Genomic DNA, 13,644 nt, shown 5'->3' with positions numbered 1-13,644 from the left:
TTTAATTTATAAGTATCTAAACACTATTTTATATAGTAGAAACTAATCTTCGACTCTACTCCAACCTTTATTAGTTAATGCAATTTTACCAGTTTCAATAGTGATAATTTTGTTTTTATATAAATGGCCAATTGCGCGCTTAAATGCACCCTTACTCATATTGAATACTTCTTTAATCGCTTCAGGACTTGATTTATCCCAAAATGGAAGCTCACCATCATATTCTACGAGTAAATTAAAAATATGTTGACCATCTTCGTCAAGTCTTTCATGTGCAAATGGTAAAAATGAACCGTTAAGCTCCCCTTTTTCATTATGTCCGATGATACGAACTTCTAGTTTTTCACCTAAACGAGGTTCAGATTTACGTTCAGATTCATGTACGAATATTTTATGGCCATCTTTGGATAGCATAAAGCTTCCGACTCTTAAAACTCTGTATGGTCTTGCTTCAATAACTTTATTTTGTAATGTATCATCGTGTACTGGCGTGTACATTGAATCAACAATTGTCTCAGTTGCTAGTCGAGCATACATATTATTCTCACTATCAATACGCAAAGTAACTAATAATTCATCACCTTGTGTCGGCCATACATCTTTGACTTTTGGTAAATCTATCCATGGAATTAAAACTTCTCTTGGAAGACCTACATCGACATGTGCACCATCTCGGTCGGTTTTTAATACTTTCACAAAATCATATTTGCTAGTAGTAATGTCTGGCATGTTTTGTGTCGCAAACAATGCACCTGATCTATTAGGATAAATGAAGAAACTATATTCCTCGCCTATCGTTAACTCGTCTTCTTCATTAACTTCTGATTGATTGAGTTTAACTTCTTCTCCGTTTGGTCCTTGTAACTTGTAAGTAGATCCTTCTAATCCAACGACTTCAAGAAATTCAATGGAACCTACAATATTTTTCTCTTCTTGGGCCATACTGTTCTCCTTCGTACTTAAATTTATTCTTAACTATTATAACATGCTATAAAGAAACAAGCATCACCTCATTGTGAATGGTCGAAACTCCTTCTTAAGTGTGTTATAATTTGTCCGGTAGATTAACGTAAAGGAGTAAATGCATGTTACAAGTTACTGATGTAAGTTTACGGTTTGGTGATCGTAAATTATTCGAGGATGTAAATATTAAATTTACAGAAGGAAATTGTTATGGTTTGATTGGAGCCAACGGTGCTGGAAAATCAACGTTTTTAAAGATTTTATCTGGTGAGTTGGATGCACAATCAGGTCATGTATCTATGGGAAAAGACGAACGTTTAGCAATCTTAAAACAGGATCACTTTGCTTATGAAGATGAACGTGTGATAGATGTTGTGATTAAAGGTCATGAACGTTTATATGAAGTAATGAAAGAAAAAGATGAGATTTATATGAAACCAGATTTCAGTGATGAAGATGGAATCAGAGCTGCAGAATTAGAAGGCGAATTTGCTGAAATGGACGGTTGGAATGCCGAAGCAGATGCAGGTTCTTTATTATCTGGATTGGGTATATCTGCTGATTTACAAGATAAAAAAATGGCTGAATTAGAAAATAATCAAAAAGTAAAAGTATTATTAGCTCAAAGTTTATTCGGCAAGCCCGATGTACTTCTACTTGATGAACCGACCAACGGTTTAGATATACCTGCGATAAGCTGGTTAGAAGATTTCTTAATTAACTTTGAAAATACAGTAATTGTGGTATCACATGACCGACACTTTTTAAATAATGTATGTACACATATTGCAGACTTAGATTATGGAAAAATAAAAGTTTATGTTGGTAACTATGATTTCTGGTATCAATCAAGTCAATTAGCAATGAAAATGGCACAAGAGCAAAATAAGAAAAAAGAAGAAAAAATTAAAGAATTGCAAGATTTCGTTGCTCGTTTCTCTGCAAATGCATCTAAATCTAAACAAGCAACAAGTCGTAAAAAACAACTAGAAAAAATTGAATTAGACGATATTCAACCTTCTTCACGCCGTTATCCATACGTAAAATTCACGCCAGAACGTGAAATTGGTAATGACTTGCTATTTGTGGAAAATGTATCAAAAACGATTGATGGTAATAAAGTGTTAGACAATATTTCATTCACAATGAACCCTAATGATAAAGCGGTTTTAATTGGAGATAGTGAAATTGCGAAAACTACTCTACTTAAAATACTTGCAGGTGAAATGGAACCAGACGAAGGATCAGTAAAATGGGGTGTCACAACTTCTCGCAGTTACTTCCCTAAAGATAACTCTGACTACTTTGAAGGTGTAGATATGAATTTAGTTGATTGGTTACGTCAATATGCACCTGAAGATGAACAAACTGAAACATTCTTAAGAGGTTTCTTAGGTCGTATGTTATTTAGTGGCGAAGAAGTTAAGAAAAAAGCTAGTGTTTTATCTGGTGGAGAGAAAGTACGCTGTATGTTAAGTAAAATGATGTTATCTAGCGCAAATGTTCTATTGCTAGATGAACCAACAAACCACTTAGACTTAGAAAGTATTACTGCAGTAAACGATGGTTTGAAAAATTTCAAAGGTTCTATGATTTTCACATCTTATGACTTTGAATTTATCAATACAATTGCAAACCGAGTAATTGACTTAAACCCTACTGGTGGTTTATCAAAAGAAATATCTTATGAAGCTTATTTACAAGAAACTGGTGTATTAAGTAAATAACCCTTTAAAAATACAAAGCGATATATAAAGTATCATATTGAATTGATGATACGTATTGTATATTTCAAAAATTCAGATTGTAAATCGCGTTATTAAAAATAAATGCAAAATATTATCAATGATTGAAATCGTACGTTAAAAGCTGAGATATTAACATATCTTAGCTTTTTTGTTTATAGTAACTTCCTCCCTACGAGTCTAAATATTAGGCATAAATGGTTAAGCATAATATAATCAAATACATATTTCGTTATGGAGGTATGCAAATGAAACAGTTAAATATGTTAGATGGACAAGTAATTCCTCAAATTGGTTTTGGTACATATAAGTTAAATGGCGCGCATGGCACACATGCGATTGTGAATGCCTTAGAACAAGGTTATCGTTTGTTAGATACTGCCTATAATTATGAGAATGAAGGTACTGTAGGTAAAGCAATCGAGATGAGTGGAGTTTCACGCGAACAAATTATGATTACTTCAAAATTACCTGGTCGTTATCAAACTTACGACGATGCACTGACTGCAATTCAGGAATCAATTTATCGTCTAGGTGTAGATTATCTTGATTTATATTTAATTCACTGGCCTAATCCCAAACAAGGAAAGTATGTTGAAGCTTGGCGAGCAATGATTGCAGCACAAAAAGCTGGCTTAATAAAATCAATTGGTGTATGTAACTTTTTACCAGAACATATCGATACACTACAACAAGAAACTGGCGTTTTGCCAGTTGTGAACCAAATTGAGTTACATCCATACTTCAATCAAGAAGCATTGGTTCAGTACAATACTTCTAAAGGAATTATTACTCAAGCTTGGAGTCCATTAGGTCGTGCTTCTAGTGTTATCAATGATGAAAACCTTGTGGAAATTGCCACAAAACATAATAAAACTATTCCTCAAGTTATATTAAAATGGCATGTTCAAAATGGTGTTGTACCTATTCCGAAATCTACGACAGTATCAAGACAATTACAAAATATTGATATTTTTGACTTTTCCCTTGATAATAATGACATTGAGAAAATCAACGCATTAACACGTGTAGATGGTAGACGTAAAGACCAAGATCCAGCCATATATGAAGAATTTTAAAGAGAAAGCTCATAAATTTTAAAAGTTTAATATTTTAGTTCTTTTTAAAAGTATATAAATTACACTTAATTAGCAAAACGTTTATAAAAACGTTTAATTTTTCAGTAAATTTAAAAAACTTTGTAAAAGCGGTTTACAGTACATATAAGCATATGTATAATATGATTCATAAACAAAAATTAAATAAGTTTTGATGAGGCGCATCAATCATTAGTAAATTTTAGAAGAACCTGTCTGCTAGCAGCTAATTTTGAAAGGGTGAGATGCCGAAACAGTTATAATAGCAGCTTATAACAAGTTGGACTTTATGGTTAAGAGCTAAGAGTCTGTCATTATTTTAAAATAATGGAGTGCATCACTTGTATATAAATTATAGAACAGGTTCGCATTCCGGACTTGTTCTTTTTTATATCACTGTGATTCTCCCCTATCAAATGAGGAGGATATGGAATTGGAAAGAAGTGTTTTGAAATTTGGAGGTTCTTCAGTAAGTGATTTTACTAAAATTAAAAATATAGCAGGCATGTTAAAAACAAGAGTTGATGAAGGTGAGCAACTTATCGTTGTTGTAAGTGCAATGGGTAAAACAACAGATGAGCTGATGGCTAATGTTTCAACACTTACTACGACACCAAAAGATCAAGAATTGGCTCTGTTATTAACAACTGGTGAACAACAGACCGTTTCCTATTTATCGATGGTATTAAATGACATCGGTATAAATGCAAAAGCGATGACTGGATATCAAGCAGGAATCAAAACGGTTGGTCATCATTTAAAAAGTAAAATTGCTGAAATCGACCCAAGTACATTTGAACAAGCTTTTGAAAGTAACGATGTACTAGTGGTAGCAGGATTTCAAGGGGTAAATGATGAATTAGAAGTAACTACCTTAGGTCGTGGTGGCTCAGATACCACTGCTGTAGCTTTAGCTGCAAGTAACCAAACGACTTGTGAGATATACACTGATGTAGATGGTGTATATGCGACTGACCCCCGGGTTTACAAAGATGCGAAACGTCTGTCCTATGTTTCGTATGAAGAAATGATGGAAATGAGCGCTTTAGGTGCAGGCGTACTTGAAACGAGAAGCGTTGAATTAGCGAAAAATTATAACATCCCCTTGTATTTAGGAAGAACTTTATCAAATGTGAAAGGAACATGGATTATGTCACAAGCAGAATTATTAGAAAAAAAAGCAGTTACTGGTGTTGCATTAGATAAACATATGCAACATGTTACAATTAGTTATCCCCTACCGGATAATAGATTACTGACAGATTTATTCAACCATTTAGAAGAAGGATCAGTCAATGTCGATATGATTTCTCAAATCGTTAATTTGGAAGGGTTACAAATGTCTTTCACGATAAAAGATACAGATGCTGTTCAAATAACAAACATCTTAGATGACTTAAAAGAAAGGTTTAATGCTTTAGACTTCAAGATAAATGAGGGATACGTTAAACTTTCATTAATTGGTTCTGGTATGAGAGATATGTCTGGTGTTGCTTCAAAAGCATTTATAACATTGATTGAAAATGATATTGCATTTTATCAAACCACCACATCCGAAATAAGTATTTCATGTGTAATAGATTCTGAAAATGGTGAACGCGCAGTTCATGCCTTGTATCAAACTTTTGATATCTGAATTTTCTAAATATAATTAATTTTAGCAAACTTATTAAAATGAAAATGGAGTGTATAATATATGACAAAATTAGCAATAGCAGGCGCAACTGGTTTAGTTGGAAGAAAAATGTTAGAAACAGTAGATCGTAAAAACATATCATTTGATGAATTAGTATTGTTTTCTTCAGCACGTTCAGCAGGAGAAAAAATTGAATTTCAAGGCAAAACATATACGGTTAAAGAATTAACTGAAGAAGCTGCAAGTGAACATTATGACTATGTTTTAATGAGTGCCGGTGGAAGTACCAGCGCCCATTTCTCCCCTATTTTTGAACAAGCTGGTGCCATTGTTATTGATAATTCTAGTCAATGGAGAATGGCAGATGACATTGATTTAATTGTACCTGAAGTTAATGAACCTGTATTAAAAAGAAAAATCATCGCTAATCCAAATTGCTCTACTATTCAATCGGTTGTACCTTTAAAAGTATTGCAAGAAGCATTTGGATTAGAACGTGTAGCTTATACAACATATCAAGCTGTTTCAGGGTCTGGTGTAAAAGGCAGACAAGATTTATCTGAAGGTGCGAATGGTAAAGCACCTGAAGCATATCCACATCCTATTTATAATAATGTTTTACCACATATCGATAGTTTTTTAGAAAATGGGTATACAAAAGAAGAACAAAAAATGATTGATGAGACAAGAAAAATTTTAAAAGATGAAGATTTGAAAGTAACAGCAACTTGTGTGCGTGTGCCTGTTCAAGATAGTCACAGTGTGCATATGAGCGTTACGCTTGAAAGCGAAAGTTCAGTACAAGCAATTCAGCAGCTTTTTGACAATGACGGACGTGTCGTACTGATTGATAATCCAGAACAAAATGAATATCCACTAGCGATAAATGCAACTGGTAAGGATGAAATATTTGTTGGTAGAATTCGTCGAGATGATTCGTTAGATAATACTTTCCATGTTTGGTGTACTTCAGATAACTTACTAAAAGGTGCAGCTTTAAATGCAGTACAAGTTTTAGAACAAGTAATGAGTTTGAAAGGAGTAAGATAAAATGGGACATATTTTTGAAGGTGTAGGTGTTGCTTTGACAACACCTTTCACACACAACGAAGTTGATTTAAACGCCCTTAGAAGACATGTAAAATATTTATTAGAAAATAATGCGAAATGTATCGTGGTTAATGGTACAACAGCCGAAAACCCTACATTAACTGATGAAGAAAAAGATCAAGTATTAGAGACAGTTGTTAATTATGTAGATGGCAAAGTACCAGTGATTGCTGGCACAGGTACGAATAATACTCAAAAATCTATTCAAGCTTCAGTACGTGCGAGAGAAATTGGCGCAGATGGTATTATGTTAATCACGCCTTACTACAATAAAACAAATCAACGTGGATTGATTGAACACTTTACAACCATAGCTAATGCAGTAAAATTACCTGTCATTTTGTATAATGTACCTTCACGTACGAATATGACTATTAATCCAGAAACGGTTGAAACATTAAGTGATAATGAATATATTGTAGCGATAAAAGATGCTACTAATGATTTTGAATATATGGATGAATTGAAAAAACGTTTAGATTTAAATCATTTTGCTTTGTATAGCGGTAATGATGATAATGTGGTAGATTATTTTGAAAAAGGTGGTAACGGTGTCATTTCTGTCGCTGCAAATGTAATTCCTAATGCATTCCAGTCATTATTCGATGCAAAACAAAGTGGAAAAGATATCAATTCACAATTTCAACCTATACAAACGCTATTAGATGCATTAGCTGTTGATGTTAACCCTATTCCTATCAAAGCATTAACAGCCGTTGAAGGGTTTGGTAATTATGAAGTACGCCTTCCACTAGTGAAACTGCAAGATGCAGAACGTCAAACGTTAGAAGAAGCATATGAACAATTTAAAGCAGGTGACAATACATGAACATTGTTTTAATAGGCTATGGTGCCATGAATCAACGTGTAGCAAGATTAGCTGAAGCAAAAGGACATCAAATTGAAGGTGTGATTGTACCTAATTCATCTAAATCATACCCTTATCCAACGTTCCAACGTATTTCAGACGTTAAAGATGCCGATGTTGCAATTGATTTTTCAAATCCAGAGTTATTGTTGCCTTTATTAGATGATGAATTTAATTTGCCATTAGTTATCGCAACAACTGGAGAAAAAGAAAAAATTATTGCAAAATTAAAAGAATTAAGTAGTAAAATGCCAGTATTTTTCAGTGCAAATTTGAGTTATGGAGTTCATGCTTTAACTAAAATTTTGGAAGCTGCGGTTCCCCTACTTCAAGATTTTGACATTGAACTAACTGAAGCACATCATAATAAAAAAGTGGACGCACCTAGTGGTACATTAGTAAAGCTTTATGATGTAATTGAGTCATTACGTGAAAAAACAACGCCAGTTTACGACAGACATGAGTTAGATGAAAAACGTACACAAGATGAAATTGGTATCCATTCAATTCGTGGTGGTACGATTGTTGGTGAACATGATGTGTTATTTGCAGGTACTGATGAAACAATAGAAATCACCCATCGTGCTCAATCAAAAGATATTTTTGCCAATGGAGCGATTGGTGCAGCAGAAAAATTAATTAATAAATCAAATGATTTTTATACATTTGATAATTTATAACTTTTAAGGAGCGAAAAAATTATGGTACAACATTTAACGGCAGAAGAAATTATTCAATATATAAGTGATGCAAAGAAATCTACACCTCTTAAAGTTTATGTGAATGGTAAGTTCGATAAAGTAACATTTCCTGATAATTTTAAAGTGTTTGGTGGACCTGACTCTAAAGTAATCTTTTGTGAAGCGGATGATTGGAAACAATTTTATGAAAAAAATCAATCAGCGATTGATGAATTAGAAGTTGAGATGGATCGTCGTAATTCAGCAATTCCATTGAAAGATTTAACTAATACGAATGCACGTATAGAACCTGGTGCATTTATTCGTGAACAAGCTACGATTGAAGATGGTGCAGTGATTATGATGGGTGCTACGATCAATATTGGTGCTGTAGTCGGCGAAGGAACGATGGTTGACATGAACGCAACACTTGGTGGTCGTGCTACTACAGGTAAAAACGTTCACGTTGGAGCTGGTGCAGTATTAGCTGGCGTAATTGAACCACCTAGTGCATCACCTGTGATCATTGAAGATGACGTACTCATTGGTGCAAATGCTGTAATACTTGAAGGTGTTCGCGTTGGTGAAGGCTCTATTGTTGCAGCTGGTGCAATCGTTACGCAAGATGTCCCTGCCGGATCTGTGGTTGCTGGAACACCAGCAAAAGTAATTAAGCAAACAAGTGAAGTTGAAGATTCAAAAAGAGAAATCGTTTCAGCACTAAGAAAATTAAATGATTAATACTGAATTAAGAAGATAGATCATAAAAACTGAAATTTTAATATTTGTAGGAGGTTTTAGACGATATAACATTTTATTACTAATGTATTCATTTATTATTAATGTATATATTAATTTGTAACTATAAAATCGTCTAACCTCCTTTTTATACATAAATAAGCATTTTTTATATTAATACATATTAAAATAACTAAAAGGATTTGATTTTAATGAATGAGTTAGAATTTGTTACAACGCATAGACGTCATTTGCATCAACATCCAGAATTAAGCCTCCATGAATTTGAAACCACTAAATATATTGCTGCATTTTTAGATGAACTTGGTGTCCAATACGATCGTCCATTGGAAACAGGTTTGATTGCTTATCTACCAGGTAATGGTAATCATACGATTGCTTATCGCGCAGACATAGATGCTTTGCCTATCTATGAAGAAAATGATGTCTCTTATCGAAGTGAAACAGATCATGTCATGCACGCATGTGGACATGATGGGCATACAACTGCATTAATGTTATTTGTTAAACGTTGTAAGTCTATGGCTGATCAAGGCACATTGCCTCAAAATATTGTATTTATCTTTCAACCAGCTGAAGAAACAGGAGGTGGCGCAAACCGTTTAATCCATGCAGGCGCTTTTGATAAATACCCTATCGAAGCTATATTTGGTATCCACGTGATGCCTTTTGAAGATGAAGGTCGAGTTGTAATTCGTGATGAAGAAATTACAGCAAGTGCTACAGAGTATCGTTTTTATTTAACTGGTCTATCAAGTCATGTTGCGGATAAAGAACAAGGACATTCTGCTGGAGAAGCGCTGCAGCATGTTTTAAGTCAAGTGGGTCAGATACAACAATTCCATTTAAATGGCTTAAAGAGAAATATTGTACATATGGGTCATTTTGAAGCCGGAGAAGCCATAAACACAGTACCAAGCAATGGCTATTTAGAAGGCACTATTAGAACTTATGATGTCCATGATTTGGAAACTGTGAAACTGCAAATGCACAAAATTGCTGAAAGTGTAAAATTGTTATTTGACGTTGATTGTGAAGTGAAATTTGAAGAAGGCTATCCACCAACATATAATTCACCTGAATTACGTAAACATATTGAAAATGGTCTCAACATTGCTAACTTAACAATAGTTGATAAACCTACACCTTACTTATTTGGCGAGGATTTCAGCTTTTATAGTCAACTTGCACCTAGTTATTTTATTTTTGTCGGTGTACGAGACGAGACAAAAGGTTTTGTCACAGGTTTGCATACTGCCCTTTTAAATTTTAATGAACATATGTTGATTAAAATTGCAGATTATTATGAAGCGATTTTAAAATCCTATAGTGAGGTGGAATCACAATGACCGCAGTTTGGTTTGTTGACACTCAACGATTTTACAATAATGTGCTTAAAGTAATCCAAAACAATCAAATTATGGCAGTAGTTAAAAATAATGCCTATCATTATGGGTTGGAGTTTGCAGTACAGCAATTTTTAGAAGCTGGTATTAATACTTTTAGTACGACATCCTTAAGAGAAGCAATTCGCATAAGACAATTAGCCCCTAATGCAACGATTTTCTTAATGAATGCAGTATATGAATTTGATAAAGTGCGAGATTATCAAATTCAAATGACCCTACCCTCGTTAAATTTCTATTATGAACATATTAAAGATTTACAAGGTATTCAAGTTCATTTAGAATTTGAAAATTTACTGCATCGCTCAGGTTTGAAGAGTATAGATGAAATAAAAGAAGTGTTGCACCATCATATGAAAGATGAAAGTAAAGATAAAATGCGCATTACAGGTTTATGGACTCACTTTGGATATGCAGATGAATTTGATGTATCAGAATATCATAAAGAGCGTAAAGCTTGGTTAGAGATTGTTGACGCATTATTAGACGAAGGTTATCACTTTGAAATGATACATGCACAAAACAGTGCAAGTTATTATAGGGAAAACGGTGTGTTTGATAACCATACACATGCGCGCGTTGGCATTGCGCTTTACGGTTCTAGACCTTATCAAACGATTGATGTAAATGAGATTGAACAATCACTGACCGTTAAAGGTAATGTTATCCAAGTTCGTGAAGTAAATGAGGGTGATTATTGTGGCTATAGTTTTGCATTCGAAGCTACGCATAATCACACAAAATTAGCAGTAGTTGATATTGGCTATGGAGATGGTATTCTTAAATCAAGAGCAAAACATGAGGCACTTATCAACGGCAAGCGTTACCCTATTCGTGCGTTGATGATGAGCCATATGTTTGTTGAAGTTGATAACAACGTGCATGCACAAGATGAAGTAATATTATATAATAATGATATTCGTGTTGACGAGTTTACATTTAAAGGTGTTGGCGCGAATTCTGAACAATTAAGTGCAATGAATCACGACTCACTAATAAAGGAGTATAGATAAATTATGGTAGTAGAATATAATGATCGTGGCGAGTTAACAATGGGAGGTACAAGTCTTAAAACAATAGCTCAAAGTTTCGGAACCCCTACTATTGTTTACGATGAACATCAAATCAGATCACAAATGCAACGATTTCACACTGCTTTTCAGAAAAGTGGATTAAACTATAACATTTCATATGCTTCTAAAGCATTTACTTGTCTACAAATGGTGAAATTAGTACAAGAAGAAGGTCTTGAACTTGATGTAGTATCTGAAGGAGAATTGTATACAGCATTGGAAGCCGGTTTTGACCCACAGCATATACATTTTCATGGTAACAACAAGACAAAGCATGAGTTACGGTATGCTTTAGAAAGCAAAGTTGGCTATATCGTTATTGATGCATTAGAAGAAATAGAACTCATAGATAAATATGCGAGTGAAACGGTAAATGTCGTATTACGTTTAAACCCTGGTGTTGAAGCCCATACACATGAATTTATTCAAACTGGTCAGGAAGATAGTAAATTTGGTTTGTCAATTAAACATGGATTGGCAAATCAAGCAGTTGAAAAAGTAAAAAACACGAAACATTTAAATTTAAAAGGTGTTCACTTTCATGTAGGATCGCAAATTGAAGGCACAGAAGCGATGATTGAAACAGCAAAAATAGTAATTCAATGGTTAAAAGAAAATGCTATAGAGGTTGAACTGATTAACTTAGGCGGTGGTTTCAGTATTAGATATGTTGAAGGTGATGTAAGTTTCCCTATCGAAACTGGAATTTCAGAAATTACTGATGCGATAAAAGAAATTTCAACTGAATTTAACTACCCTCTTCCAGAAATTGGAATAGAACCTGGTAGATCTATAGTTGGAGAAGCCGGTGTAACATTATATGAAGTTGGTACAATTAAAGAGATTCCCAATGTTAACAAATATGTATCAGTTGATGGTGGGATGAGTGATCATATTCGTACTGCATTATATGATGCTCAGTATGAAGCATTATTAGTTAATAGAAATGAACCAAAAGATGAAACTGTAACAATAGCTGGAAAACTTTGTGAGTCTGGAGATATTATAATTAAAGATGCTAAGTTACCTAGTACCGTTAAACGCGGTGATTATCTAGCTGTTTTATCAACAGGTGCTTATCATTATTCCATGGCATCTAATTACAACCAAATGCAAAAACCGTCAGTATTCTTTCTAAAAGATAGTAAAGCTAGAGAAGTTATAAAAAGACAATCATTGCGACAATTAATCATAAATGATACAAAATAACTTGTTAATAATATAAAGAATCAATCATAATTAAAGCTCTTTTTAAAGTACTCGATTAACGAGTATTCACTTTAAAAGAGCTTTTTAAATTACATTTTAAAAATTTATATATTAAAAAAGAACCTTTAACAAGGTTCTTTTTATAGTCAATATTGCAATCTATATTATAGTTTTACAACGTTTGCAGCTTGAGGACCGCGATCGCCTTCAACTACTTCAAATTCAACTGATTGACCTTCTTCTAATGATTTGTAACCTTCTTGGTTAATCGCTGAGAAGTGTACGAATACATCGTTTTCTCCTTCTACTTCGATAAAACCAAATCCTTTTTCAGCGTTAAACCATTTTACTGTACCTTGTTTCATAAATGTGAAACCTCCAAGACTAATATTCATTCAATATGCATTATTCGCATATTACAAAAAATACAATTTCACAGTGTAAATCTGTCTTACAATATTCTTTGCAATATGGAATAAAACAATTGCTTGACTTATATTATAAGCCATAATAGCTGAAAATGCAATGCAATTGTGAAAAAACAATTTCTTAAACAATCGGTAATTTATAATAAACTTCATTATTATTTAAAACAATATAACTATAAAAAATCTGTAAATCTTCATCACAATCTTCACAAAATCCTAATTCACAATTATTATAAAATGCATGAATATTGTATTTACCAACCAGAAAATTGTCATAGTGCTTTTTACTATTTTCAATGATAGATTGATAGTAATTTAGCATCTTTTCATAGTTTTCAAAATGATATTGTTCCACGATATGATCAGTCCAGTCACTAAATAACCACCAGCCTTCGTAATCAGCCCGAATTTTTGCAACTGTCCACATGTAAATTACACCCTTTCACTTTCAACTTCATACTTGCTCTTATCAAATAAATCATTGTAATGATCATCATTATATTAATCATGATTTATTACGTTTATTTTGAATTATTTGTATATAATTTTATATATTGTCTATATGTTATGTAACGTATTTTAAAAAATTTATTCATCCATACGCAAAAGATATTGCTAAATAGCTATGTGTAATATTTTAACTGTATCATATATAAAATCAAGTTATCTG

13 protein-coding genes and 1 riboswitch are annotated in these 13,644 nt (G+C 33.3%); of the genes, 10 read left to right on the top strand and 3 right to left on the bottom strand.

All coding sequences use genetic code 11. From position 1 onward, the window contains the following. Window positions 1-42: 42 nt before the first annotated feature. Entirely contained in the window at window positions 43-942 is a 900-nt protein-coding gene (cvfB, locus tag JG554_RS07235; protein WP_046208301.1) for an RNA-binding virulence regulatory protein CvfB, read from the bottom strand. A 143-nt stretch (window positions 943-1,085) separates the two neighbouring features. Here cvfB and JG554_RS07230 point away from each other — a divergent pair, with 143 nt between their 5' ends. The 10 genes from JG554_RS07230 to lysA all read left to right on the top strand — a co-directional run bounded on the left by JG554_RS07230 (window position 1,086) and on the right by lysA (window position 12,546). Beyond that, window positions 1,086-2,690, top strand: coding sequence for an ABC-F family ATP-binding cassette domain-containing protein (locus tag JG554_RS07230; protein ID WP_119505741.1), 1,605 nt, complete (start codon window positions 1,086-1,088; stop codon window positions 2,688-2,690). A gap of 266 nt (window positions 2,691-2,956) precedes the next feature. Next, window positions 2,957-3,787: an aldo/keto reductase gene (locus JG554_RS07225; protein ID WP_064208975.1), complete on the top strand. Its 831-nt coding sequence runs from the start codon at window positions 2,957-2,959 to the stop codon at window positions 3,785-3,787. A gap of 185 nt (window positions 3,788-3,972) precedes the next feature. Beyond that, a riboswitch (Lysine riboswitch) is annotated at window positions 3,973-4,151 on the top strand. An 81-nt stretch (window positions 4,152-4,232) separates the two neighbouring features. Beyond that, complete coding sequence (locus tag JG554_RS07220; RefSeq protein WP_174894772.1) at window positions 4,233-5,441, top strand: aspartate kinase; 1,209 nt, start codon at window positions 4,233-4,235, stop codon at window positions 5,439-5,441. Window positions 5,442-5,501: 60 nt separating this feature from the next. Further along, entirely contained in the window at window positions 5,502-6,491 is a 990-nt protein-coding gene (locus JG554_RS07215; protein WP_046208297.1) for an aspartate-semialdehyde dehydrogenase, read from the top strand. 1 nt (window position 6,492) lies between these two features. After that, a complete protein-coding gene (dapA, locus tag JG554_RS07210; RefSeq protein ID WP_046208296.1) occupies window positions 6,493-7,380 on the top strand; it encodes a 4-hydroxy-tetrahydrodipicolinate synthase in 888 nt (295 codons plus the stop codon). Next, window positions 7,377-8,099, top strand: coding sequence for a 4-hydroxy-tetrahydrodipicolinate reductase (gene dapB, locus JG554_RS07205; protein ID WP_203265214.1), 723 nt, complete (start codon window positions 7,377-7,379; stop codon window positions 8,097-8,099). Before dapA ends, dapB begins: the two co-directional genes overlap by 4 nt. A gap of 21 nt (window positions 8,100-8,120) precedes the next feature. Beyond that, the gene (dapD, locus tag JG554_RS07200; RefSeq protein ID WP_064208971.1) at window positions 8,121-8,840 is read left to right on the top strand and encodes a 2,3,4,5-tetrahydropyridine-2,6-dicarboxylate N-acetyltransferase; all 720 of its coding nucleotides are present in this window, start codon (window positions 8,121-8,123) and stop codon (window positions 8,838-8,840) included. 209 nt (window positions 8,841-9,049) lie between these two features. Further along, window positions 9,050-10,207, top strand: a complete 1,158-nt coding sequence (locus JG554_RS07195) for an amidohydrolase (RefSeq protein WP_107360343.1) — start codon at window positions 9,050-9,052, stop codon at window positions 10,205-10,207. Continuing rightward, window positions 10,204-11,277: an alanine racemase gene (locus JG554_RS07190; protein ID WP_107360342.1), complete on the top strand. Its 1,074-nt coding sequence runs from the start codon at window positions 10,204-10,206 to the stop codon at window positions 11,275-11,277. Before JG554_RS07195 ends, JG554_RS07190 begins: the two co-directional genes overlap by 4 nt. 3 nt (window positions 11,278-11,280) lie before the next feature. Continuing rightward, entirely contained in the window at window positions 11,281-12,546 is a 1,266-nt protein-coding gene (gene lysA / locus JG554_RS07185) for a diaminopimelate decarboxylase (RefSeq protein WP_107360341.1), read from the top strand. A gap of 164 nt (window positions 12,547-12,710) precedes the next feature. Here the strand turns inward: lysA and cspA are convergent, their stop codons facing one another. Beyond that, entirely contained in the window at window positions 12,711-12,911 is a 201-nt protein-coding gene (gene cspA, locus JG554_RS07180) for a cold shock protein CspA (protein ID WP_001831260.1), read from the bottom strand. Between the two features lie 184 nt (window positions 12,912-13,095). Next, window positions 13,096-13,401, bottom strand: a complete 306-nt coding sequence (gene msaA, locus JG554_RS07175; RefSeq protein WP_019468786.1) for a regulatory protein MsaA — start codon at window positions 13,399-13,401, stop codon at window positions 13,096-13,098. Between the last annotated feature and the right edge of the window lie 243 nt (window positions 13,402-13,644).

It is taken from the genome of Staphylococcus sp. 11-B-312, from assembly GCF_016743055.1.
Lineage (GTDB): Bacteria > Bacillota > Bacilli > Staphylococcales > Staphylococcaceae > Staphylococcus > Staphylococcus ureilyticus.
The sequence above is the reverse complement of the archived record's forward strand: the minus strand, read 5'-3'. Positions and strand labels throughout refer to the sequence as shown.

What these genes read in the sequence shown, in the direction of transcription:
- dapA (WP_046208296.1), top strand. Translation starts at nt 6,493, where the DNA reads ATGGGACATATTTTTGAAGGTGTAGGTGTTGCTTTGACAACACCTTTC.
- cspA (WP_001831260.1), bottom strand. Translation starts at nt 12,911, where the DNA reads ATGAAACAAGGTACAGTAAAATGGTTTAACGCTGAAAAAGGATTTGGT.
- dapD (WP_064208971.1), top strand. Translation starts at nt 8,121, where the DNA reads ATGGTACAACATTTAACGGCAGAAGAAATTATTCAATATATAAGTGAT.
- JG554_RS07230 (WP_119505741.1), top strand. Translation starts at nt 1,086, where the DNA reads ATGTTACAAGTTACTGATGTAAGTTTACGGTTTGGTGATCGTAAATTA.
- lysA (WP_107360341.1), top strand. Translation starts at nt 11,281, where the DNA reads ATGGTAGTAGAATATAATGATCGTGGCGAGTTAACAATGGGAGGTACA.
- JG554_RS07220 (WP_174894772.1), top strand. Translation starts at nt 4,233, where the DNA reads ATGGAATTGGAAAGAAGTGTTTTGAAATTTGGAGGTTCTTCAGTAAGT.
- JG554_RS07215 (WP_046208297.1), top strand. Translation starts at nt 5,502, where the DNA reads ATGACAAAATTAGCAATAGCAGGCGCAACTGGTTTAGTTGGAAGAAAA.
- dapB (WP_203265214.1), top strand. Translation starts at nt 7,377, where the DNA reads ATGAACATTGTTTTAATAGGCTATGGTGCCATGAATCAACGTGTAGCA.
- JG554_RS07190 (WP_107360342.1), top strand. Translation starts at nt 10,204, where the DNA reads ATGACCGCAGTTTGGTTTGTTGACACTCAACGATTTTACAATAATGTG.
- JG554_RS07195 (WP_107360343.1), top strand. Translation starts at nt 9,050, where the DNA reads ATGAATGAGTTAGAATTTGTTACAACGCATAGACGTCATTTGCATCAA.
- cvfB (WP_046208301.1), bottom strand. Translation starts at nt 942, where the DNA reads ATGGCCCAAGAAGAGAAAAATATTGTAGGTTCCATTGAATTTCTTGAA.
- JG554_RS07225 (WP_064208975.1), top strand. Translation starts at nt 2,957, where the DNA reads ATGAAACAGTTAAATATGTTAGATGGACAAGTAATTCCTCAAATTGGT.
- msaA (WP_019468786.1), bottom strand. Translation starts at nt 13,401, where the DNA reads ATGTGGACAGTTGCAAAAATTCGGGCTGATTACGAAGGCTGGTGGTTA.